Annotated in this window: 14 protein-coding genes; 4 read left to right on the plus strand and 10 right to left on the minus strand. The window is 66.9% G+C overall.

Translation table 11 applies throughout. From position 1 onward, the window contains the following. Positions 1–44: 44 nt before the first annotated feature. From ACWD4J_RS36790 to ACWD4J_RS36805, 4 genes are all read right to left on the minus strand, one after another. Positions 45–551 (minus strand): hypothetical protein, encoded by a 507-nt coding sequence (locus tag ACWD4J_RS36790; RefSeq protein ID WP_451399872.1) that lies wholly within the window; start codon positions 549–551, stop codon positions 45–47. 80 nt (positions 552–631) lie between these two features. Continuing rightward, positions 632–1,255, minus strand: coding sequence for a hypothetical protein (locus tag ACWD4J_RS36795; RefSeq protein WP_451399873.1), 624 nt, complete (start codon positions 1,253–1,255; stop codon positions 632–634). 389 nt (positions 1,256–1,644) lie between these two features. Next, positions 1,645–1,899, minus strand: a complete 255-nt coding sequence (locus ACWD4J_RS36800) for a hypothetical protein (protein ID WP_451399874.1) — start codon at positions 1,897–1,899, stop codon at positions 1,645–1,647. An 86-nt stretch (positions 1,900–1,985) separates the two neighbouring features. Then, positions 1,986–2,315 carry a hypothetical protein gene (locus ACWD4J_RS36805; protein WP_451399875.1) on the minus strand — a complete coding sequence of 110 codons (330 nt, stop codon included), beginning with the start codon at positions 2,313–2,315 and terminating at the stop codon, positions 1,986–1,988. A gap of 182 nt (positions 2,316–2,497) precedes the next feature. Between ACWD4J_RS36805 and ACWD4J_RS36810 the strand changes: the two genes are divergently transcribed. Together ACWD4J_RS36810 and ACWD4J_RS36815 are read left to right on the plus strand one after the other, a co-directional pair. Further along, entirely contained in the window at positions 2,498–2,755 is a 258-nt protein-coding gene (locus tag ACWD4J_RS36810) for a GntR family transcriptional regulator (protein ID WP_451399876.1), read from the plus strand. Positions 2,756–3,027: 272 nt separating this feature from the next. Further along, complete coding sequence (locus tag ACWD4J_RS36815; protein WP_451399877.1) at positions 3,028–3,297, plus strand: hypothetical protein; 270 nt, start codon at positions 3,028–3,030, stop codon at positions 3,295–3,297. Positions 3,298–3,305: 8 nt separating this feature from the next. On the opposite strand, the gene ACWD4J_RS36820 is transcribed toward ACWD4J_RS36815, so the two are convergent. The 5 genes from ACWD4J_RS36820 to ACWD4J_RS36840 form a co-directional block, all read right to left on the minus strand. After that, positions 3,306–4,166, minus strand: a complete 861-nt coding sequence (locus tag ACWD4J_RS36820) for a hypothetical protein (protein WP_451399878.1) — start codon at positions 4,164–4,166, stop codon at positions 3,306–3,308. 21 nt (positions 4,167–4,187) lie between these two features. Beyond that, the gene (locus ACWD4J_RS36825) at positions 4,188–4,829 is read right to left on the minus strand and encodes a hypothetical protein (RefSeq protein WP_451399879.1); all 642 of its coding nucleotides are present in this window, start codon (positions 4,827–4,829) and stop codon (positions 4,188–4,190) included. A gap of 789 nt (positions 4,830–5,618) precedes the next feature. Further along, positions 5,619–6,203 (minus strand): hypothetical protein, encoded by a 585-nt coding sequence (locus tag ACWD4J_RS36830; protein ID WP_451399880.1) that lies wholly within the window; start codon positions 6,201–6,203, stop codon positions 5,619–5,621. Between the two features lie 11 nt (positions 6,204–6,214). Next, positions 6,215–17,281 carry a LamG-like jellyroll fold domain-containing protein gene (locus ACWD4J_RS36835; RefSeq protein ID WP_451399881.1) on the minus strand — a complete coding sequence of 3,689 codons (11,067 nt, stop codon included), beginning with the start codon at positions 17,279–17,281 and terminating at the stop codon, positions 6,215–6,217. 290 nt (positions 17,282–17,571) lie between these two features. Next, positions 17,572–18,303, minus strand: a complete 732-nt coding sequence (locus ACWD4J_RS36840; protein ID WP_451399889.1) for an HNH endonuclease family protein — start codon at positions 18,301–18,303, stop codon at positions 17,572–17,574. A gap of 338 nt (positions 18,304–18,641) precedes the next feature. On the opposite strand from ACWD4J_RS36840, the gene ACWD4J_RS36845 reads away from it, so the two are divergent. After that, on the plus strand, positions 18,642–18,857 hold the full coding sequence (locus tag ACWD4J_RS36845; protein ID WP_451399882.1) for a hypothetical protein: 216 nt from the start codon (positions 18,642–18,644) through the stop codon (positions 18,855–18,857). Between the two features lie 91 nt (positions 18,858–18,948). Here the strand turns inward: ACWD4J_RS36845 and ACWD4J_RS36850 are convergent, their stop codons facing one another. Beyond that, positions 18,949–19,785 carry an SCO6745 family protein gene (locus ACWD4J_RS36850; protein WP_451399890.1) on the minus strand — a complete coding sequence of 279 codons (837 nt, stop codon included), beginning with the start codon at positions 19,783–19,785 and terminating at the stop codon, positions 18,949–18,951. 203 nt (positions 19,786–19,988) lie between these two features. Between ACWD4J_RS36850 and ACWD4J_RS36855 the strand changes: the two genes are divergently transcribed. Further along, on the plus strand, positions 19,989–20,570 hold the full coding sequence (locus ACWD4J_RS36855; RefSeq protein WP_451399883.1) for a TetR/AcrR family transcriptional regulator: 582 nt from the start codon (positions 19,989–19,991) through the stop codon (positions 20,568–20,570). The last annotated feature ends 6 nt before the right edge of the window (positions 20,571–20,576 follow it).

Below are 20,576 nucleotides of genomic sequence, written 5' to 3' on the forward strand. Positions count from 1 at the left end.
ACCGCATGCGGATTACCCTGAACACTTACCGCCCCGGCAGCTTGTCACTGCCCGGCGAAATTCATCACCATTTCGCGCTGCATTTCAAGAGCACGTCGACAGTTTTCATTTTCACGTTCAGCGTCAGGGGTGACTCTTGGAATGCGCTCCTCGTTGAGGGCGGCCTCATAGCAAGACGACAGAACGCCAAGGACCTCCCGGCTGCCCAGTGGGCGATTTCGCAGGCAATCCGCATACTCGGACACGGCCATTACGAGCGCAGCGAGGCCTGGCGCTGGGTCTTGATCAACCAGCGCATGGAGGTTGTCGAAGAATTCCTCTTCATCCCGAACTGCGACACTGGAGCCAGGATCCTGCAAGTTCACTCTGAAGTCTCTCAGGGCAGCCCTGATGAAGTTGACAGTATGAGCGCGGAAAGATGCTTCAAACGAGGGATGAAAGCTTTCCACTGTAGCTTCGATGCAGCTGAGGGAAAGATCTCTTCGTCTCTCTTCTGACATACCAGAGATCGACGATTCCCAGCCTTCGCTTTCATAATCCCAGAGCAGCATCGCTACCTCTTGTCGCGCCTCGAATATTCAACTCTGGGCGGGTACTACTCCACCCGCACCCGCCCAGATTCAATCATCCCTTAACGTTCCCAGGGAGAGATTCTCGCCTGTTCAAAACCTTTTATCTTTGGAAAGCTTGCCACTCGCGCTGCGCAATCCTGTCTATTAGGACCGCAGAACGGACGCGACGCTGCCATCATGCCTTCATCCGGCAGGGTGCCATCCTCCACTGCATTCAACACGATTTGCTCTGCATCTGTCTGGAGACCCGGCACGGTGTGTTCAATCCCGTTGATGCGCTCGTACCCAAGCTTCTTCGCCAGGGCTCGCATCTCAGGAGTGGTCGCGTTGTTGCTCACAGTGTAGACGGAGCGCCCGCCCAGTTGACCTGTGGCCACAGTAATTCCTTGATCTGCTTTCTTGTTCCCAATGGTGGGCGGCTTCTGAGGATTACGGATCCCAGCGTCATGGATCGCCTCAGCGTCCCGCAACAACTGCCCAGGACTGCGCGGACACTCAACATCGTCGTTGTGGACGAGGACCGGAGTGTTCCCCGCCTCCACGTAGTACGTGTGGAGGGTGCCGATGGTGAGGTCGTACGTCGTGGTGTGCGCGTGGTAGAGGCGGACACCGGTGACCTCGGCCGTGCCGGTCGGGGTCTGGAGGACGTCTCCGGTGTGCGGGACAGCTTCCGCCCTCGTCACCTGAGTGCGACTGCGTCAGGGCCAGAACCCCCGTGCCGCCCGTCGGCTCGATGCCCGCCAGTCCGGGATCCGGAGGTGAACCCCCGCCTGCCATGGGAAACGGAGGGCAGGCGGGGGCTGTTGAGTCCCACTCCAGTGGTTCAGTACGGTCACTGCTGTAAGCGAGGGTCTACTCGCCGCAGGTCACGTGGGCTGATCGGTCACAACGCGGCGCAAGAAGCAGTGATCGGTGCGCGTTTGCGCAAGTACCCAGCCCTGTACACCCTTTGGGCAGCCGGAGGACCGGACGCGGCATTACAGTCGGCGGTGACGCAGAAGCCTCATAGATCACGCCACCATCCGGACCTGCCCAATCGTACGGACGCATATACCGGTACGAGGCACGCGGCTCATGCGTGAGCTCCCGACTCGGCGTCGTCGCTCTCGGCGTCCCCACCATCCTCGATGTCCGGCGCGGGAAGGCGCATGCCGCGTGACTCGGCGACCCGCAGAACGTCCCCCAGGCACTCGGCAAGCCGGACACCCGCGTACCGCACTTCGGCGTACGGCGACATGGGGTCGTCCAGCACCTTCCAGGCGTGACGAAGCACATCCGCGCCCATGGCCAGCTGCGCAGCTTCCACGTCGTCGGCCAGACGGGACACGTACCCGCTACTGCCCGACACGAGAAAACACGGCTTGCCTTCCGGCGACGACCACGGCAAGAGGCGGAGTGCGGTGACCGGATCCATCAGGCAGCCACCTCCCGCGCGCCGATCAGGTGCCGGTCGAGGTCGATCCGGCAGTCAGCGTGCACCAGGGCAAGCCGTCGCTGCCGCACACTCCCCTCCTCATGCACGACGACATACGGGCGCACCAGCGCCGTCGCGCCCCCGTCGATGGGGCCATCGATTCCGTACGGTGACCGGTGGGCGGGGAGGCACATTGCGTTGGAGTGGGTCGTGTCCAGCCGCCAGACGGGAGCCGAGTGAGCCGGGCGAGCACCGGCGCGGTGCCGCCCCGGCCCCGGAGAGAACACCAGCACCAACCATTTGGCGAGCCGGCGGATAAGGTCGTGCATGTCGACGCTCCTTCGCAGCGTTGGCCATGCCCCGGGAGGTCTGTCCACCTCGCCGGGGTCTTCCCGTTTCGACGATACCCGCAACTGCGTCCCCCTGCACCCTTCTGAATCCCTATGCACTCCACCGCGGCCGGACGCGTCCCAGCCCTGCATAGTGCGTGGGAGTGCGCCACGGTGGGAGCATGAGTGAGCTCCCGCGCTACGAGTACGTGAAACTCGCCGACGTCATCGCTGCTGACATCGCGTCCGGAAAGTTGCCGCTGGGGGCCGCGCTACCAGGTGAACGAGCCATGACGGAGTTGCACGGTGTGAGCATCGGCACCGTGCGTCGCGCCGTCGTGGAACTGCGGAAGCGAGGGCTTGTCGCGACCCTGCCCGCAAAGGGGACGTACGTCATCGCGACGCCCGAACCGCCAACCGCCATACCAGAAGAGGACTAGACCGCAGACTGACAGGAGAACCTGTCATCCACTGCCGCCCCGCTGCGCGCGGCCTTCCGGAGCGTACGGGGCTGCTTCGTGGGTAGCACGGCCGCCCGCCCGTCAAGGGACGGTACGGTTCCCGGCTGGCGGAGAGTCACCGGGGGCACTCGAGGAGGACGACGCCTCGTCCGTTGGTCGCCTCGGCGAGGCGGTGCCTGTCACCACCGCGCGCGGCCGAAGGTGGTGTTCTTGCTGTCGTGGCGTTCGGATAAGTTGCGCGGATGACTGCCATGGATCCGCTGGTGCCCGTCCTTGCCGGACTGGTCGTCGACGTGGTCTGGTTTCTTGAGAGCTGCGGGGACGACGAGGTGGATCCCGACTCCGCGGTGAAGATCATGGAGAGCGTGGGCTGGGTTCTGCAGCAACTGCCACCGGACCAGCGCGGCCGGTTCCTGGAGGCGCTCAGAGACTTGGCCGAAGCTGAGCCGAACCCGGGGCGGCGGGAGTTCCTGGAGTCATTTCCCTTCGCCTGCGGCTTGGTCGAGGATCGGGAAGCGTGAGCCGCTCCTCAACGTTCAGGCGGCAGGCAGCCGATCGAAACTGCCGAAATCGGCAGATCATCTGCGCCAGCCCTGGAAATCGAGGCTTGCGGGCCACCGCTTCCGACTGTGACCGCGGAATCGGAAATTACACAATCGGGTACCGTCACTCTCACTTGTTCGACGAATTCCCGGAAAGGAATTCCCAGAACGATGCGACCTCCGATCGACACCTGGGCCGGAGAGGTTGCCACGAGCCTGCGAACGATCCGCTCCGCATCATATTGAGCGACAATTCCCGAGAAAAAGATATCCGTCGCCCAACCGAAGTGGACCGTCTCCATTCCTTCGCCAAAGATCGAACGAATATTCCGCTGACTCATCCCGAGACGGGCGTCCCCGATCCGGTCGTTCAGGACCTCAAGCGGTTCGGACGACAACTCCGTTCTTTCACCGAAGAACGCAGGTGGCGCAGGGACTCCGCGCCTGAATACAGAAGCACTGCCGAACGAGTCCTCGGGATTGGGGCCCGACGACGAGAACAGACTGATGCCAGCCGTCTCAATGTTGTAGACCCCAAGGCTCCATTCAAATGCGCAGGACCGCTCAGTCAGGAGACGCAGTACGTCTCGGCCCGAACCCGCCAACAAATCGACATCCTCGAAAACCGGACGAGCAGGCGGCATCGCCTCAATGGCTTCCAGAGCACCATCGGGGCCGAATTCGAGCGTGAGGCCAAGGGTTGGGTAGCTGTCCGCGGGCTGGCTCTCCCAGGCCGACCTCCGGAAAGAAACCTCCGGCTGCCCGAGGACTTCCTGGGAACTCGCCCGACTCATACCGAACTGGAGTGGACCAAGCGCCCGGAGCGGTTCGACATGAAGGAGTGACACCTCAGTCACCCTGATACCGATTCAGGGCACGTGGTTCCACCCCTTGACTGCAGCCAACTCTTGAGCGGCTTGGGCATTAATTTCACCTGCGCGCATCGCAGCTTCCCGCACCTCGGCGACGACCCTGCCCGGCACAGCCGGAGAGCCCACCTCCAACTGTGCATTTCTCAATGCACTGAAGAATCTGTCGTGCACGCTCAGTTCGTTTGAAAGCAACGCCCCCGGTGAAGGCAGTGCATCACCACGTTTGGTTACAACCACGCGCTCCCCCGACAACATGAAATCCAGTGAGTCCAATACGGTCTCCACCGTGTTGGCCGCCATGTCAGCCTGTGCGAATTCCGGCCGGACAGCGCAGGACAGTGCGAGGCCAACGACGTCAAGCGAACGCGCCACGATGAACCCACAATCTCCGTCATCATCCTCATCGACGTCCTCGTTCTCTTCGAGCACCTCGAGGGCATCAGCGCAAGACTCTACATCAGCATCACCGCCAATGGCCGACCAGACGAGATCCATGGCATCCCGAGCCCATTCGCCGTCTTCGGCAGGACTCAACGAGATATACACGCCAAGCACACGTTCGGCAGCAGCAGCGCTAAACAGTGAGAGGATTGAGTCAGAGGCATTTTCAAGGAATGCGAAGTCTCGATACCGAGTCATCAGCCATCATCCCATCGGCGACCAGAAGAGCGTGAAGGGAGAATTTTGTTCCGCATGGCCACGGATACCTTCACCCCCGACCTTCAGCGTATCCACGTTCAACTCTTCAGGGTCAAGAATCCTGGGGAGGCACTCTCAGATCAAGGTTCTCCCGAAGGATCTCCCGCGCTCCCCAGACGACAGGAAGTCCGTTGCGCCCGGATACGCCTCCGACCTCCAGAGGCAGGTTGCGCAAATCACTCGGGATGCTGCACGCCAGAGCCGCCTCAATCTCTGCAAGCGCCTCCCCCCCTCGGCCCCGTGCACAGCAGCCTCCGGGGAAATGCCTTCGATTATCTCGGCCCACATGAGAGACCCCAGGCCCTTCCCTCGAACATCCCAGGCTCCTACCTAGCGAATCCATGGCGAGAATCTTTGGACAACTTAGTCAGCTTTCTGCCATCAGGGGTGGATCTGATTCACACAACCGCTCACCCGTTCCTCATCCACTCCTTCAGTGCCGGGTGGTAATGCATCGCGTCACTCCCGGCACCAATGCGGAGGTTGAACACCTCCTCCTTGGAGAGCGGATCGCCTGACGACAGAAGCTGGTCAGCTACAGCAACTTGACCGGCGGCCTCAAAGGCAAACCAGCTGCTCGATCAGGCGCCGCACCGCGCTGCCCTACCCGTGGGCCGCGTGCTTCACCACGTGGACCACGATTGGGCACCGCGTCCAGCGAGACGCTGTCCTTCTGCGCCGACGATGCCTGGTCAGCACGCCATGCCGCCACTTCAGTGGTCAGAGCCGTCAGACCGTCACATGCCGCACCCATTGAGCGTAAATGCGCGCCAGGTCGATCGACGGCTCGACCAGGTCAGCCCACTCCTCTCCCGCAGCAATACGAGAAGCGTCTTCCATCTGTCGATGGAATTCTCCCTCTGCCAATGCGGGGACATCCGGACTGTCGGAATCATCCTCCAAATAGCCTGCGATGGAATATGCAGCCAACAACACGTTGAAGGACTTCTCCGCGCTGTCCAAAGGGGCACACCAGGTTCGCAGGACGTAGTCAGCCAAAGACACGATGTCCATAGCCCAGGCGCCCCAACCAGGAAGCTCCTCGTGAGGATCTTCGTCAGGGCCAAGAAAATCACGTACACGACCGTCCAGAATCGACGGGTCGAGTACTCCAGAATCCTGTCGACCCTCTGCACGCATGGTCGAATATTCCTGAGTTGCATGAATCAGTTCGGTCATGGAAGCGAACTCGTCCGCGATCCTGCTGTCATCCATCAAATTGGCAGCCCGGACAAGGCAAAGGGTCGCCAACTGGCCTCGACCGAAGGGCGTCAGACCCTCAATGGCGGCAGCTGCACGCCCTCGATCGAACATCGCTATTCCCCTCAGTCCCAGACGAATTGGCTCTGCCCTGTCAGCTTGCTGCCATCAGGGGTAGATCTAATTCGACCCAGGATAGCAGTGCCATCACTTGGCCCAACCAATCGCGCAGGACCGACCGACTTGCTGAACGGATCGAACAGCGCGTTTTGACACCATGGACATACTGGCCTGTTTGAGGCGCCTGCTACTGGTGTCCAGCCCCTGCTCCGGATGTGGTTGAGTGCGCTCGTTTCTGCGTCGCCTGCGACCCTGTCGGCCATCTCCTCGCCATCCTGGAGTCCTTCTTTGATCAGACGATCCAAGCCACGCTTCGCGGTACCACTCCACCCCACGACATCCCGAGTGTTTCCATCCTGGTCGATAGCGCGAATGATGGCCGTCGACCGGCGCCCCTGTGCTCCCTCAGGGAGCAGGCCATGCAGTTGATCGACCCGCGACTTGAGGCCTGCAGCAATCGCTTCCTTGCAATTGTGGACAAGGACTGGGGTGCCGCCGGCCTCGACGTAGTACGTGTGGAGGGTGCCGATGGTGAGGTCGTAGGTCGTGGTGTGCGCGTGGTAGCGGCGGACACCAGTGACCTCGGCCGTGCCGGTCGGGGTCTGCAGGACGTCTCCGGTGTGGAGGTCCTTGGCGTCGACGAACGCCGCCTGGGTCTCGTCGTAGAACGGGTGGTGGAACGTCGTCGTCAAACGCGCGCCCTCGGCCTCCCCGCCACTCGTGCCGGCCGCCTTCGCGTCCTGACCAGGCGACGCGGTGCTGACAGCCGCGACCGGAGCCGTCGCCGGCTCCTGGGCGTCGCCATGGCCGTGGCCGCTCGCTCCCAGTGCGCCGAGCACTGCGGCCGAGGCCGCCAGGCCGAACGCCGCCTTGCGCGCCGCCTTCTTGGCCAGGGACTTCGCCCCAGCCTTCACTCCGTCCTTCAGCGCTCCCTTGGCCCCGGCCTTGGCCACCTTCGCGATCGTCAGGTCCACGAAGTCGTGGTCCGTGTGCGTAACGATCACTGCGGTGACCTTGTGCGCCTCCGTCCCTGTCACACCGGGCACCGAGTTGGCGATCGTGTCACCCACCCGCACCTGGTCGATGGCCTTGGTCGTGCCGTCGGCCATCAGGACTCGGGTGGCCCCAGTGAAACTGTGGACCTCGCAGCTTTCGCCCGATTTCGACTGGCTCCGTGTCCCGGCAGCCTCCGACTCCGCCGTCGAAGCCGCCTCATCCGTGGCATCGGCTGCCGCGGACTCCCCGGCTTCCGTGGCGCCCTTGCCGAACAGGCCGCCCACGGCTTCCATCGCCTTCGGCGCCGCCTTCGACAGCAGCTTTCCGCCCAGGCTGCCCAGGGCGCCGCCCACGGCGCCCGCGACCGCCCCGGTGACCGCCGACCCCGCGAACGCCCCCACGCTGCAGTCGTCCCCGCCGTCCTGCGCGCACTTGAAGCCCTGCTCCACCAGGGAGCCCGCCGCGCCCGCAAGCGCCGCGCAGCCGATCGTGCCAACCCCCCAGGTCGCCGCCTCACAGCCGGCGAACACCGCCGTCGAGACCACGAACGAGGTGATCGCCGCGGCGTGGTGCTTGACGAACTTCGCCGCCGTCTTCGCCGCGCTGACCGTCGCGTGGTACGCCGTCCTCGCCGCATGGGCGACCGCATGCGCGGCCTTCTTCAGCCCGTGCGCGATCTTGTGGGCCGCGTGCTTGACCGCATGCACCACCCGGTGCACCACACGCGAGACCTTGTGATACGCGGAATGCACCGCATGGACCGCCGCGCGATACGCCCGTCTCACATGCCGTACCGCGTAGTGGTAGACGCGCCGCGTCACCCGCACCGTCGCCCGGTACACATCCCGCACCCGGTGCGCGATCTTGTGCGCCGCGTGCTTGACCGCGTGGACCACGCGGTGCGCCACGTGCTTGACCGCGTGGTACACCTTGTGCGCCACATGCCGCACAGCGTGCGAGACCTTGTGCGCGACCTTCTTCGCGCCGCACACCACGTCGTACCAGGAGCAGTTGCCCGACTCGTCCGTGCCCGCCATCGGGTTGTCGTCGACATACGCGAACGGGTTCGCCGCCACCGAGTTGGGCACCGCGTCCAGCGACACGCTGTCCTTGTTCAGGAACTGCCCCGTGCCCGGGTTGTACCAGCGCGACGCCGTCCCCACATCACCCGAGCCCGGCTCCGTCCACCCCGACTGGAAGCCCAGGTGACCGGTCATGGAACTCGTCGAGAGCACCTTGCCCAGCGGGTCGTACGACGCCGAACCCGTAAGACCCGTCGCACCCGACGTGAACGTCCCCACCACATCGCTGTGCTGGTCCGTCAGGGCCAGGACCGCGCTGCCGCCGCCCGGCTTGATGCCGATGACGCCGCCCGCCGGGTCGTACGTGTAGGTGTTGTCGCCGTCCGAGGCGATCGTGTTGTCCGCACCCGAGTAGGCGAAGGTACGCGTGGACTGCGCGCCCGTGTCCGTGTCCGTGATGTTCCGGCCGAGGGCGTCCAGCGTGTAGGACTGGCTGCCGGCCACGATCTGGTTACCGAACGCGTCCGTCTTGAGCGCCATCGAGCCGCTCGCCGACGACTCCTGCGTCATCGTGCCGCGCGCCGAGTACGAGTACGTGTTCGTGCCGTCCGACGTCAGCTGGTCCCGGGCGTCGTACGTGTACACGTCCGAGCCGTTCCGGATCCGGTTGCCCGACGCGTCGTACGCGTACTGCGTGGTCGTCGAGCCGTTGTTCCACGAGGTCAGACGGTCCGACCAGTCGTACGTGTACGTGTTCGACGAGGCCCCGGACACACCCGTCGTCGTCTTCGACGTCAGGTTGCCGTTGTTGTCGTAGCCGTACGCGAAGCTCGCCAGCGTCGAGGCGCCCTGCACCAGGGTGTCGCCGGTCAGCTCGTGCGCGCTGTTGTAGGAGAAGGTGCGGGTCTGGCCGGTCGAGCCGTACTTGACGGTCTTCAGGTCGTTCAGCTGGTCGTAGGTGTAGGTGAGCTGGGTGCCGGTCGCCGCGTCGTTCAGCGAGGACAGGCGGCCCGCCGTGTCGTAGCCGTACGATGTAGTGCCCGCCGCGTCCGCGCGCGTCAGCATCGAGCCGTCGTCGTTGTACGTGAAGCTCGACGAACCCGCCGCACCCGACGCCGTGAGCACATCGCCCCGGTCGTCGTAGGTGAACGCGTCGTGCGTGGCGGCCTGGTAGTCGTTCTGGCCCGCGGTGCCCGCCACGTCCGTGTCCGCCGACAGGACCCGGCCGTCCGCGTCGTAGCTGAAGCTCCGCTTCGCGGTCGCCGCCTCCGCGCCCGCACCCGACATGGTCTTCAGCTGGCCGTTGGCGTCGTACGTCATCGTCGTCGTGACGCCGCCGGGCTGGGTGACCGTGGTGGGCTGGCCGTCCGCGTCGTACGCGAAGGTCGTGGTGGAGTCGGCCGCCGACGTGTACGTGGACGTCGTCGGCTCGATCACCTTCTCCTGCTGGCCCCACGGCGTGTACGTGTAGCGCAAGGAGTTGCCGCGGCCGTCGGTGAACCGGGTGCGGTTGCCCGCCGCGTCGTAACCGAACGTCGAGGTGATCGACGTCGAGGCGTCGACCGGCTCGACCTCCTGCGTGATCGTGCCCGCCGCGTCGTACGTCCAGCGCGTGGTGTGGCCGTTCGCGTCGGTCGCCGCGGTCAGGTTGCCCACGCCGTCGTACGTCTGCGAGGTCTGCGTGAGCAGGTTGTTGTTCGCGTCGTACTGCTTCGTGTACGTCGGGTCGCCCGCGGCGTTGTAGTCCGTCTCGGTCCAGGTGTTGTCCGGCAGGATCGTCTTCTGCTGGTTGCCCTGGAAGTCGTACGTGTAGTGGGTGGTGTTGCCCGCGCCGTCCGTCACCGAGGTGACGTCGCCGGCCCGGTTGTAGCCGTAGGAGGAGGTCACCCCGCCCGGCGACGTGGTCGACGCGACGTGCGCGCCGTACGCGTTGCCGGTGGTGACGGCGTACGAGTTCGTCGTCGTCAGCGTCTTCGTCGACGGGTAGCGCTCCAGCGTCGTGGAGGTCAGCTGCCGGCCCAGGTAGTCGTACGTGGCCTGGCTTGCGGCACCCATGGCGTCCGTCGCCGACAGCTGGTCGCCGTTCGTGTCGTAGGTGGCGTGCGTCTTCGTGCCGTCCGGCGCCGTGATCTGGGCGACGTTGCCCATCTGGTCGTACAGGGACGAGGTCGTCTCGCCGCCGGGGGTCGTCTCGGAGGTCTGGTTGCCCTCGCTGTCGTACGTCCACACGGTGGTGCCCGCGTTGGGCGACGAGCCGCCCACCGGGGTGTACGACGGCAGCGTCTCGGAGACCTTGTCGCCGTTCGCGTCGTACGCCGTGGTCGTCGTCAGGCCGTTCGGGTCCTGCTCCTCGACGGCCTCGCCGAAGGTGTTGAAGCCGCTGGTGGTGACGGGGTGCACGGTCGCCGGGTTCGTGCCGTCCGCCTCGGCCTGGACGGCGGGCGCGGTGGTGACCGCGAGGTTGCCCGCCTCGTCGTAGGCGTAGGTGGTCGTGTTGTTCTCGGCGTCCGTCATGGACGTCTGCAGGCCCTGCTTGTCGTACGTGTACTTGGTGGTCTGCTCGTCGGAGGAGCCGACGGTGCCGCCGCTGCGGCCCTTGCCGTAGAGGGACGAGACCTCGGATGCGGTGAGGGCCCGCTGGTAGGTCTGGACGTTGTCGACCTCGCCGTTGACCACGTCGCTGGTGGTGCCGCCGGCGGTCTTGGTGCCGCCGATGGACAGCGGTCCGGTGCCGGTCCACGGCGAGGTGTCGGTGGTCGACCCCGCCTGTGCGCCGTTGACGTACAGCTTCATCGAGCCGGTCGTGGCGTCGAAGACGCCCACCAGGTGGGTCCAGGTGTTCAGCGTCGGCGCCCCGGCAGCCGTGGCGTCGTAGAACGCGGACGGGGAGGCCACGTCCGAGCTCGCCGCGTGGAAGCGGTACGCGTTGTCCGCCTTCGAGTACTGCAGGTAGAAGGAGGCCCGGTTGGTGCCGCCCTGCGCGACGAAGGTGCGGTAGGTGGAGGTGTCGGCCAAGTTGACCCAGGCCGAGACCGTGTAGGAGGCCGTGGTGTCCAGGACCGGGCTGCCGGTGGCAATGACATCGCCTGTGCCGGTGCTGGTCCCGTTGAACTTGGCCGCGTCGTCCGCCCAGGTCACGCCCGATCCGGCGGTGGCGGTGTTGCCGGTGCCGGACGCGTCGGTGACGTTCGTGCCGGAGGTCTGGTTGAGCTTCCACCAGCCCGCCGGGTGCCCGGAGGCGTCCCCGTACAGCGTCTCGCTGAGCACGTTGCCCATGTCGTCGTACGTGCTGGTGGTGGTGCGGTCCCAGCCCGAGGAGTCGTGGTCGTTCTCGGTCGCGATCTCGTCGTCCGGCGTGTACGAGACGGTCGTGACGCGGTCGACGCCGGTCGGGTCGACCGTGGTGGAGGTGGTCCGGGAGGCCGCGTCCACCTGGTAGTTGGTGACGGTCTCGCCGTTGTCGGTGGTGGACGTGAGCAGGTTGCCGGCGCCGTCGTAGGTGTCCGACTCCAGCGTGTATGTGCTGCTGCTGTCGGCGCTGGTCTTCTTCACCGAGGCGGTCAGGCCGTCGTCGGTGTAGGTGTAGGACGTCTTGTTGCCCATCGCGTCCGTCACCGACGCGAGGCGCCCGGACGGGTCGTAGGCGCGCGACGACTCGGTGAGCAGGGTCGCCGTCTGCGGGTTGACCGGGTCACCCGTGTACATCAGGCCCTGCGTCAGCAGATTGCCGTTGTCGTCGTACGTGTAGCGGGTGTCGACGCCCGCCGACGTCACTTCCTTGGTCTTGTTGCCGGAGGTGTCGTACGTGTACGTCGTGGTGTTGCCGTTGGACGCGCCCGCCGCGGCGTTGGCGTCCGACTCGGTCAGCACGTGGTCGTAGGCGTCGTAGGTCTGCGTCTCGGTGCGGGACTGGTCGCCGCCGCTCGCGTCGGCGACGGTCTGCGAGGTGACGTCGCCGTCGTCGTCGTAGACGGTGGTGGTGACGGCGGCGTGCGTGGCGCCGGTGACGCGGTCGGTGAGCTGCGGGTCGTGCTCCTCGATGACCTGGCCGCCCGCGTCGTACTTGTACGTCGTGGTCAGGCCGTTCGGATAGGTGTCCGAGACGACCTTCTGGCTCAGCACCTGGCCGAGACCGTCGTACGTGTACGACGTGACCAGGCCGATGGCGTCGGTGGTCGACGCGACGTCGCCGTTGGAGAGGTACGACACCGTGTTGACCGCGCCGCCGGGGCTGATCGTCTTCACGGGCAGGCCCTTGGGCACCACTCCGCCGTTGGCGGACGGGTAGGTGCTGGTGCCGTCGCTGTAGACGGTCGTGGTGGTGCGGCCGTTCGAGAAGCCGGGCACCGCCGGACCGGTGATCGCGGTCTGGTTGCCCGCCGAGTCGTAGGTGTACGACGTCAGGTAGGTGTTGTCGGAAGCGGACGTCGAGCGGCCGTCGCGCTCGGTCAGCAGCTGGTCGTTGCGCGGGTCCGCGGTGGTCAGCTGGGCCGTGGTGTCGTCCGGGTAGTACGTGTAGTACTCGGTCGGGCACTTGTTCGCGGCCTGGTCCTGGCAGGCGGTCGAGGAGACCACGTTGCCGCGCACGTCATGACCGGTGATCGTCATGGCGCCGTTGGGGTCGGTGACCGTGTGCTCGAAGCCGCCGGTGTCGTAGCCGAAGCTGGTCTTGTTGCCGAGGCCGTCGGTCTCGGTCAGCGCGCGGTTGCCGTTGGTGACGTCGTACGTGTAGGTCCAGGTCGCGTTGGTCGGCGAGGTCACCCTGACCGTCTCGACCGGGAGCAGGCCCGTGGAGTTCTTCGCCGCCTCCATGTGGGCGCTGACGTCCTGTGCGGTGAGCCCTGAGTGGTAGAAGGCGACGTCGGCGATGGAGCCCGTGAAGTGGCTGACGTCGGCGGGCGAGTTCACCCAGCCCTTCGCGAAACCGGCGCCTATGTAGAGGTGACTGTTGGCCTGGTCGTTGGGCGCACCCGAGTAGGTGGCCTGCTGGACGCCGTCCAGGTACAGGGTCTGGGTGCTGCCGGAGACCGTGAGCGCCGCATGGTGCCAGGCGTTGTCGGTGACCGTGCCGGTCGAGCCGAACGTCGCGCTGGCGGAGCCGCTTCCGGCGTAGAAGTGGCCGTGCAGCTTGTTGTCGCTGCCGACGTACAGCAGAGGGGCCCAGTTGCCGGACGCGGCGGTCGCGCCGCCGATGGCGACGGACTGGTCGCCGATGATCACGCCCTGGGACGCGGTCTTGAACCACGCTTCGACGCTGCGGTCGTTGGTGGCGTGCAGCGCGGAGGTGGGCACCTCGACATACGACGTGCTGCCGTCGAACGACGCGGCCTTCTGGTCGCTGAACGGCCCGGTGACGCCGAGGGTCACTGCGTTGTACGTGCCGCTGCCGCCGCGGACCTCGTCGACGGCCGTGCTCGCGCCCGCCGCCTCGCCGAGCCGGAAGTACGCGGAGGGGGCGGCGCCGAGGACCGCGCCGCGGTAGGTCTGGCTGGACCCGGCGACCGTGGGCGCGGCGAGACCCCAGACGCCGCCGTTCTCGTCGGTGAGCTGGGTGAGCGTGGTGGTGGCCGTGTCGTACGTCATGGCCGCGTACGTCTTGCCGGAGGGCCGCTTGATGGAGGTCAGCAGGCTCGCGGAGTGCGTGCCGTACTGGTAGAGGGAGTTGACGTCGGCCGCGACCAGCGGGCGGCTGTACCAGCCGACGTCCGCGATGGAGCCGTTGAAGTAGGTCGGGTAGCCGTCCGGCGCGGTGGAGCTCTGGTGCGGCTCGTCGGGCCAGTTGCCGCCGAGGAAGCCGGTGCCGAGGTAGTTGAAGGACTGGTTCTTGCCGAAGGCGTCCGCGCTCTTGATCGAGACGGTGCCGGTGCGCGAACCGACCTTGACGTTGTCCAGGTACAGCGACTGCGAGTTGCCCGCGGCCGACAGCACCACGTGGTGCCAGTGACCGTCGGCGACGGACGCGGAGGACACGATCGGGTTGATACCGCCGCTGTACCAGAACTCGGCGTTCAGCTTGCCGTCCGTACCGACGTAGATCGACGGCGTGTAGAAGCCGGCGGCCTGCCCGGAGCTGATCGGCTGCGAGGCGTACGAGTAGAGGACGCCTGGGCCCGCGGAGGTCTTGAACCACAGGGAGAGCGCGCCCGAGTCGGTGTCGTTGCCGAGGTTCTTGGGCAGCGAGATGTCCGACGAGGTGCCGTTGAACCCGGCGGCCTTGGCGGAGGAGCCGGTCAGCGGGCCGGTCTGCCCCAGCGTCACGTTCTCGTACGTGGCGTTGGTGGTGCCCTCGTTGGCGAGGACGGTGTCCTTCGCCGTGGTGCCCGACGTCTCCGACAGCGGATAGAACGTGTGCGGGTCGAGGTCGAGCGCGGCGTTGTTGTACTGCGAGCCACTCGTGTAGCCGTACGTGGTGCACGCCGTCGTGGACAGTGGCGAGCACACCTTCGTCAGCTGGTCGCCGGTGTAGCCGTACGTCCAGGTCTGGACCGTGGACGAGTCGCCGGGGGTGACCGGGTCGGTGACGACTGTTGCGACGTGCGCGGCGGACGCGCCGCTCGGCGTGGACCAGGTCAGGTTCAGGGAGCGACCGGAGACGGCCGAGGCGATCTTGGTGACATGGCCGCTGGTCCAGGTGAGGTTGATGGAGCGGCCGTTGGCGTCGGTGACGGAGGTGAGGCCGTAGCCGCCGGAGCCCAGGGACTGGGTGAAGGTGTAGACCGTGTCGTCCTTGTCGGTCAGCGAGTAGCCGCCGGTGACCGACTTGAAGGTGGCGAAGCGGCCGTTGCCGGGTGTGAAGGTGCCGTCGCTGTTCTTGCCGTAGCCGACCTGCGAGCCGTCCGGGTAGGTGACGTTGACGCTGGAGACCGCGCCGGACGCGGTGTACTGCTCGGTGGCGCGGGAGTCGAAGATGCTCGACCAGCCGGCGCCGAACCCGCCGGTCCAGCGCGGGTCACGGGAGTTGTAGTCGCGCTCCACGTCCAGCGACGGGCCGACGGTGGATATGGACGCGTCGGTGTCGGAGGTCGTGTAGTTGCCGATCGAGGCGTCGAAGCCGTGGTCGCTGCTGTTCTGCGACAGCCCGGACGTGATCACGGGTTGGGGTACTTGGACGGACATCGCGTACGAGTCCGCTGGTGAGTACAGCCCGCCGTCGTACGCCTGAACGGTCCACGTGTAGCTCTTGTTCCAGGCGAGCTTGCCCGACGGGACGGTCCAGTCGCCGGTGGAGAGCAGGCCGGAGTCGGCGACCTTGGTGCCCGTGCTGTCGTAGACCTTGAAGATGTACTGGTCGGTGCTGCCGCTCGTCGAGTTGGCACCGCCGGCCCAGGCGGTCAGCTCGGGCTGGGTGGTATTCACGACCGCGTTGTCGCTCGGGAACTGCTCGTACAGCTGCGGCGCCGTGTTGCCCGTGTACGTGACCAGGATGTGCGGGCCGTCGGCCGGGTCGTTGAAGGAGCCGAACTGCTTCCAGTGCAGGTTGTCGGTGGTCGCCGCGTAGACGGCGAGGCCGTAGTCGGGGGTGGTGCCGCTGAACCAGCCCTGGATGGCGGAGGTGGACAGCGGGACCTGTATCCAGTCGCCGACCTGGCGGTCGGCGGCGGTGTTCGCACAGGCGTTGGGCACGCTCGGCGTCACATTGCCGATCGAGGCACCGTGCGAGGGGCCCGGGTAGGTCGTGACGGACTCCGGCGTCCACGCCTGGGTCACCAGGGCGACATCGAACCGCTCCGGGGTGCAGGTGGAGGCCCAGGTGTCGAAGATGTCCAGGTGCGACTCGGTGACGGTGGCGTTGCTGCCGTCCCAGGCGGTGTCCCAGTGGTTGGAGAAGCCGATCGCCTTGTGCGTACCGGAGTCGTAGGAGCCGGCCTTGATGGTCTGCTCGAAGGAATGGTCCTGGACGTCGGGCGACTCGACGTAGGTGGTCAGCCAGCCGTCGTCGACGGTCGGGTCCACGGTGACCGGGAAGACGCGGCGCGGGTCGTGCAGCCAGCTGTCGTCGAGGGTCACCTTGAGCGCGTAGCCGCTCTTGCTGTTCTTGTCGTGCAGCAGCTTGTACGTGACGTCGTAGGTGGTCGCCGGGTCACCGGAGCGCTTGTTCACCTTCGAGTCGAAGGCGTACGCGGCGGGAATGCGCTCGACGGTCTTGCCGGCGGCGTTGCGCAGGGCGATCGACCCGTTCTTGGTCAGGACGGGGGTGAGGCCCTTGAGGGCGAGGGGGAAGGTCCAGCTGTTCCCGGCGTCCGCCGAGTGCAGGACGATCGCTTCCTTCAGCCCGATGGCGGTGGGAGAGAGCTCGAGATCGGTCGCGTCCAGGACGTTCTGGTACGTGACGGTGGAGCCGTCGGCCGTTCCCTTGACGGATGCGGCACCCTGCAGGCCGTACGCGACGGAGTGCTTGCCGTCGACGCCGAAGGAGACGAGGGCGGGGTCATCGGCCGTGCGGGCGAAGTCGACGTCGAGGGAGTTGGCCTTCTCCTGCCAGCGGCCGTCCGGCCCGGCCCGCACGTCGACATCGATCGGCGCCCATTTTCCCTTTCTCACCTGGTAGTTGACCGGTGTCGGGGATATGTCCCGGGTCGTCGTGCCGTCGGCGTTGTCGAAGACGGTGTCCGTACGGGACGACTTGGCCGCGTTCCGCTTGCTGGTCTTGGCGTTGAAGCCGACAGCGCCCTGGCTCTTGCCGCGGGCGACGGCCGGCTTGTGCGCGTGGTAGGCGGCGAGCTCGCCGCGCCCCTTGCCCGGGGCGTGGCCGCGCCCTTGGTGGGCCTGGGTGGCCTTCGCGGACACATAGTGCTTGTGCCCGGCCGCGGTCCCGGACTGCTGGTGCGGCAGCTTGCCCCATCGCGGGTCCTTGAACCAGGACGACAGCGAGGTGAGGCTCGGCAGCGAGATCGCGTCCAACTCGGCCCCGTCGGCCATGGCCTGCTGGGTCGTCAGCATCACCGCCAGCGCGGTCAGGACGAGAAACGCGATGCCGCGCCGCACCCGGCGAACGCGACCGGTGGGGCGGACGCCACGGGTGAGGCGGAAACTGCGGAAAGGCCGAGCGCGCACGGCTTTGACTCCCGGGCTCAGGAAGGTCACAGAAACGCGCTGATCCTGCACGTCGTGGACATGCCGTGCACAGGGGGAAAGAAGGATCTTGGTCTGACTTTGACTGCTTCTTGCTCAACCAGCCCGACTTGTGTCGACTGTCCGCTTCTCCCTTGTGAACCTCTTTGCGAGTTGGTCATCTTTGCGACCGAATTCCTTCATTCGGCCGCGTCCGCTCTGCGCCACACACCAGGTGTGCCGCGCCCGCTCTACGCCGCACCAGGTGACGCAGAGCGGGTCACCGCGTCAGGTCAGCCACCGCACTGCTGCAGCATCATCTGCTTGTCGGCCGCCGTCACAGGAAGGCCGTACTTGAGCGACACCTGCGCGAAGCGCACCGCGTAGGAGCAACGGATCCGGTTGTTCGGAGGCAGCCAGCTCGCGGGGCCGGAATCGCCCTTCGCGCTGTTGGACGGACCATCCACCGGAATCAGGTTGAGCGGGTCGTTGGCGATGTCCTCGCGCTTGTCCTTCGCCCAGCGCGAGGCACCCATCTGCCAGTCGTACGAGAGCGGCATCACATGGTCGATCTGGACCGTCGTGGCACGAGACTTGGCCCAGTCGATGGTCTTCCCGGTGTAAGGATCCTGCAGAGTCATGGAGATCACGACGCAGTCCGAACCGGACCGGAAACGGACGTCTTCTCCATCGCGTTTCAGCAGGTCGTTCCGTGTGTCACAGCCGTTCCGCGCCAGCGGCACGCCGTCCGCAGAGTCCATCCAGGCGTAGCCGAACTCGTCCCGCGCGTATCCCGTCTTGGGGCCGCGCCCCTTCGTCGCCACCTTCTCGATCAGGGCCCTCGCCTTCGCCCTCCCGTCGTCCGACGTGATGGGCGCCAGACCCGGCTTCGTCCCGTCGGGGTTGTCCAGGGGGCTCACCGCCCGGCCGGGCCCGGCGGCCGGATCGGCGGAGTGGGAGGACGCATCGTCCACGGGTACGTCGATGCCCTTGCAGCCGGTGAGCAGAAGCGCCGCGCCGAGCATCGCGGCGGAACCCGTGACGTAGGACCGGTGGGCCCGGTGGGACCGGTAGGACCGAGTGACGCCGCTGCGGCTCATGCGCCTCGCCGCCGCGATCCCTGCACGGTCCGCATCCCCAGCACCACCCCCTTCCCCTATATCCCCTGCATCCCCTTTGTTCTCTATGCTCCCGAATGTCACGACGCTCTTCCTCCCCTGTCCGCACCCCGCGCGCGGCTCCGCCGGTCCACCGTAGCGGTGGGGCAGTTCGGGCCACGTCGGGGCCAGGCACCACCCTTCCGAGCATTCTTCACAACTCGGGCGTATCGTCAGGGGTGAATCCCTCTGGAAGGAGCTCTGGCATGGGCATCTTCGACAGATTCAAGGGCCAGGGCCGGCACAGGGCCGGGCACGTCTCCGAGACGGCCGAGACGAAGCCCGACGAGAGGACGGCTGCCACCGGCCCCTACGGGGACAGGGCAGACAGGGCCGAGGGGCCGGAGGCGCACTCGCCCGAGCAGCACCTGGACGAGAGGCTGACGGACCGGGAGCACGAGTCCGACCGGCCCGCCCCCTGACGTTGACGAAGCCGCCCGCGGCGCCCGACTCCCGCGGACGGCTTCCCGGTTGGGCCGGCCCGGACGCCCCAGCCCGTGCCTTTCACGCCTTTCAGACCTTGCCTATCCCCAGCGTCGTCTCCGACGGCAGAAGCCCCGAGCCGAGTACGGCGACCCAGAACTCCCCCAGCAGATCGGCGAGCCGGGCGGTGGCGTCCGGGCCGAGGGCCTCCCAGGGGCCGGCGGCCAGCCTGTCCGTGTGCTGCTCCACCTCCGCACGCAGGGCACGGCCCGCCTCGGTGGCCACGCCGTCCTCGTCCAGCAGCCCGCGCGCGACGAGCCGTTCGCGCGCGGCCGCCCATTCCTCGTCGCTCCACCCGCGGCTGCGGAAGGTGTCGGCGGACGCCGCGCCTATGCCCGCGAAGGAGACCAGCGCCTCGATCGGGTCGAGTCCGGCGATGAGCAGGGCGGCGAGGTGGCCGTCTCCGCGGTGTTCGCGCAGGATCGTCGCCGCGTGCCACAGCTGCTGGTGCGGGGCCTCGGGCCAGGGCAGCTCGGCGTTGGCAGCGGCGAGCGGGCGGCCCGCGGTGTTCGCCGCCTCGGCGGCCCGGCGGGCGAGCGCGGCGGCCTCGGCGAGCTCCGGGCTGTCCACCCGGTCACCGAATATCGCCCGGTACGCCCGGTCGATCGCCCGCTCCCGCGCGGCAACCACGTCACCGGGCCGGGCCGTGCGCCGGGCGGGGTCCACGTACTCGGCGACCATGCGCGGGCTGAAGCTGTAGAAAGCGGAGGTCACCCGCTCGGCACCGGCTTCGCCCAGCGGGGCCGCACGGAACGGAAAGTAACTCGGCCAGCGGTCCTCGGTTGCATAACCGAGCTCGGCCGCCTCCTCGAAGGACTCGGGCGCGAAGTAGACCACGGCGTGCAGCGGCTCCAGCAGATGCCACATCTGCCTGACCCGGCCGAGCTCGATCCCCCTCGCCTGCGCCACTGCCCCGCTCGCCTTGGTGACGCTCCCCGACACGCTGACGTTCTCCGACATGGCTCGCTCCTCGTCGCACCTGTCGTACCCACCCAGGAACTTGACAATGGCTAGATTGCCCGCCCGAGACGCAACTTGTCAATGGCTAGATTCGGCGTAACCTGCTGGGCATGACCCCTCAGCGCCCCTACCACCACGGCGACCTGCGGCGGGCCGTGCTGTCGGCCGCCCTCGACGTGATCGCCTCCGACGGGCCGTCCGCGCTGAGCCTGCGCGACCTGGCCCGCAGGGCGGGCGTGTCACACGCCGCCCCCGCCCACCACTTCAAGGACCGCACGGGCCTGCTCACCGCGATCGCGGCCGAGGGGTACGCCCTGCTGGCCACCGCGCTCGACGAGACGGAGGACCTCAGGGACGCGGGCGTGCGCTACGTGCGGTTCGCGCGCGAGCACCCGGCCCACTTCCAGGTGATGTTCACGCCGGAACTGCTGCGCGAGAACGACCTCGAGCTCACCACGGCGAGGGCGCTGGCGGCCAAGCGTCTGCGCGACGCGGTGGCCGCCGTCCCCTCGTCGGGCCGCGGCCCCGACGCCCGCCTCGCCGGCGTGGCCGCCTGGTCGCTGGCCCACGGCTTCGCCACGTTGCTGCTCAGCCACAACCTCGACGGACCGGTGGGCGACCGCGACCCCGAGGACGTCTTCCGCACCCTGGCAGGCATGCTGTTCCGCTCGAGCGCGACTCCGGAGCCCTAGGCCCTG

This window comes from Streptomyces sp. NPDC002577 (genome assembly GCF_053594815.1).

What these genes read in the sequence shown, in the direction of transcription:
- ACWD4J_RS36790 (WP_451399872.1), bottom strand. Translation starts at nt 551, where the DNA reads ATGCTGCTCTGGGATTATGAAAGCGAAGGCTGGGAATCGTCGATCTCT.
- ACWD4J_RS36805 (WP_451399875.1), bottom strand. Translation starts at nt 2,315, where the DNA reads ATGCACGACCTTATCCGCCGGCTCGCCAAATGGTTGGTGCTGGTGTTC.
- ACWD4J_RS36810 (WP_451399876.1), top strand. Translation starts at nt 2,498, where the DNA reads ATGAGTGAGCTCCCGCGCTACGAGTACGTGAAACTCGCCGACGTCATC.
- ACWD4J_RS36815 (WP_451399877.1), top strand. Translation starts at nt 3,028, where the DNA reads ATGGATCCGCTGGTGCCCGTCCTTGCCGGACTGGTCGTCGACGTGGTC.
- ACWD4J_RS36825 (WP_451399879.1), bottom strand. Translation starts at nt 4,829, where the DNA reads ATGACTCGGTATCGAGACTTCGCATTCCTTGAAAATGCCTCTGACTCA.
- ACWD4J_RS36830 (WP_451399880.1), bottom strand. Translation starts at nt 6,203, where the DNA reads ATGTTCGATCGAGGGCGTGCAGCTGCCGCCATTGAGGGTCTGACGCCC.
- ACWD4J_RS36840 (WP_451399889.1), bottom strand. Translation starts at nt 18,303, where the DNA reads ATGCTCGGCGCGGCGCTTCTGCTCACCGGCTGCAAGGGCATCGACGTA.
- ACWD4J_RS36845 (WP_451399882.1), top strand. Translation starts at nt 18,642, where the DNA reads ATGGGCATCTTCGACAGATTCAAGGGCCAGGGCCGGCACAGGGCCGGG.
- ACWD4J_RS36850 (WP_451399890.1), bottom strand. Translation starts at nt 19,785, where the DNA reads ATGTGGCATCTGCTGGAGCCGCTGCACGCCGTGGTCTACTTCGCGCCC.
- ACWD4J_RS36855 (WP_451399883.1), top strand. Translation starts at nt 19,989, where the DNA reads ATGACCCCTCAGCGCCCCTACCACCACGGCGACCTGCGGCGGGCCGTG.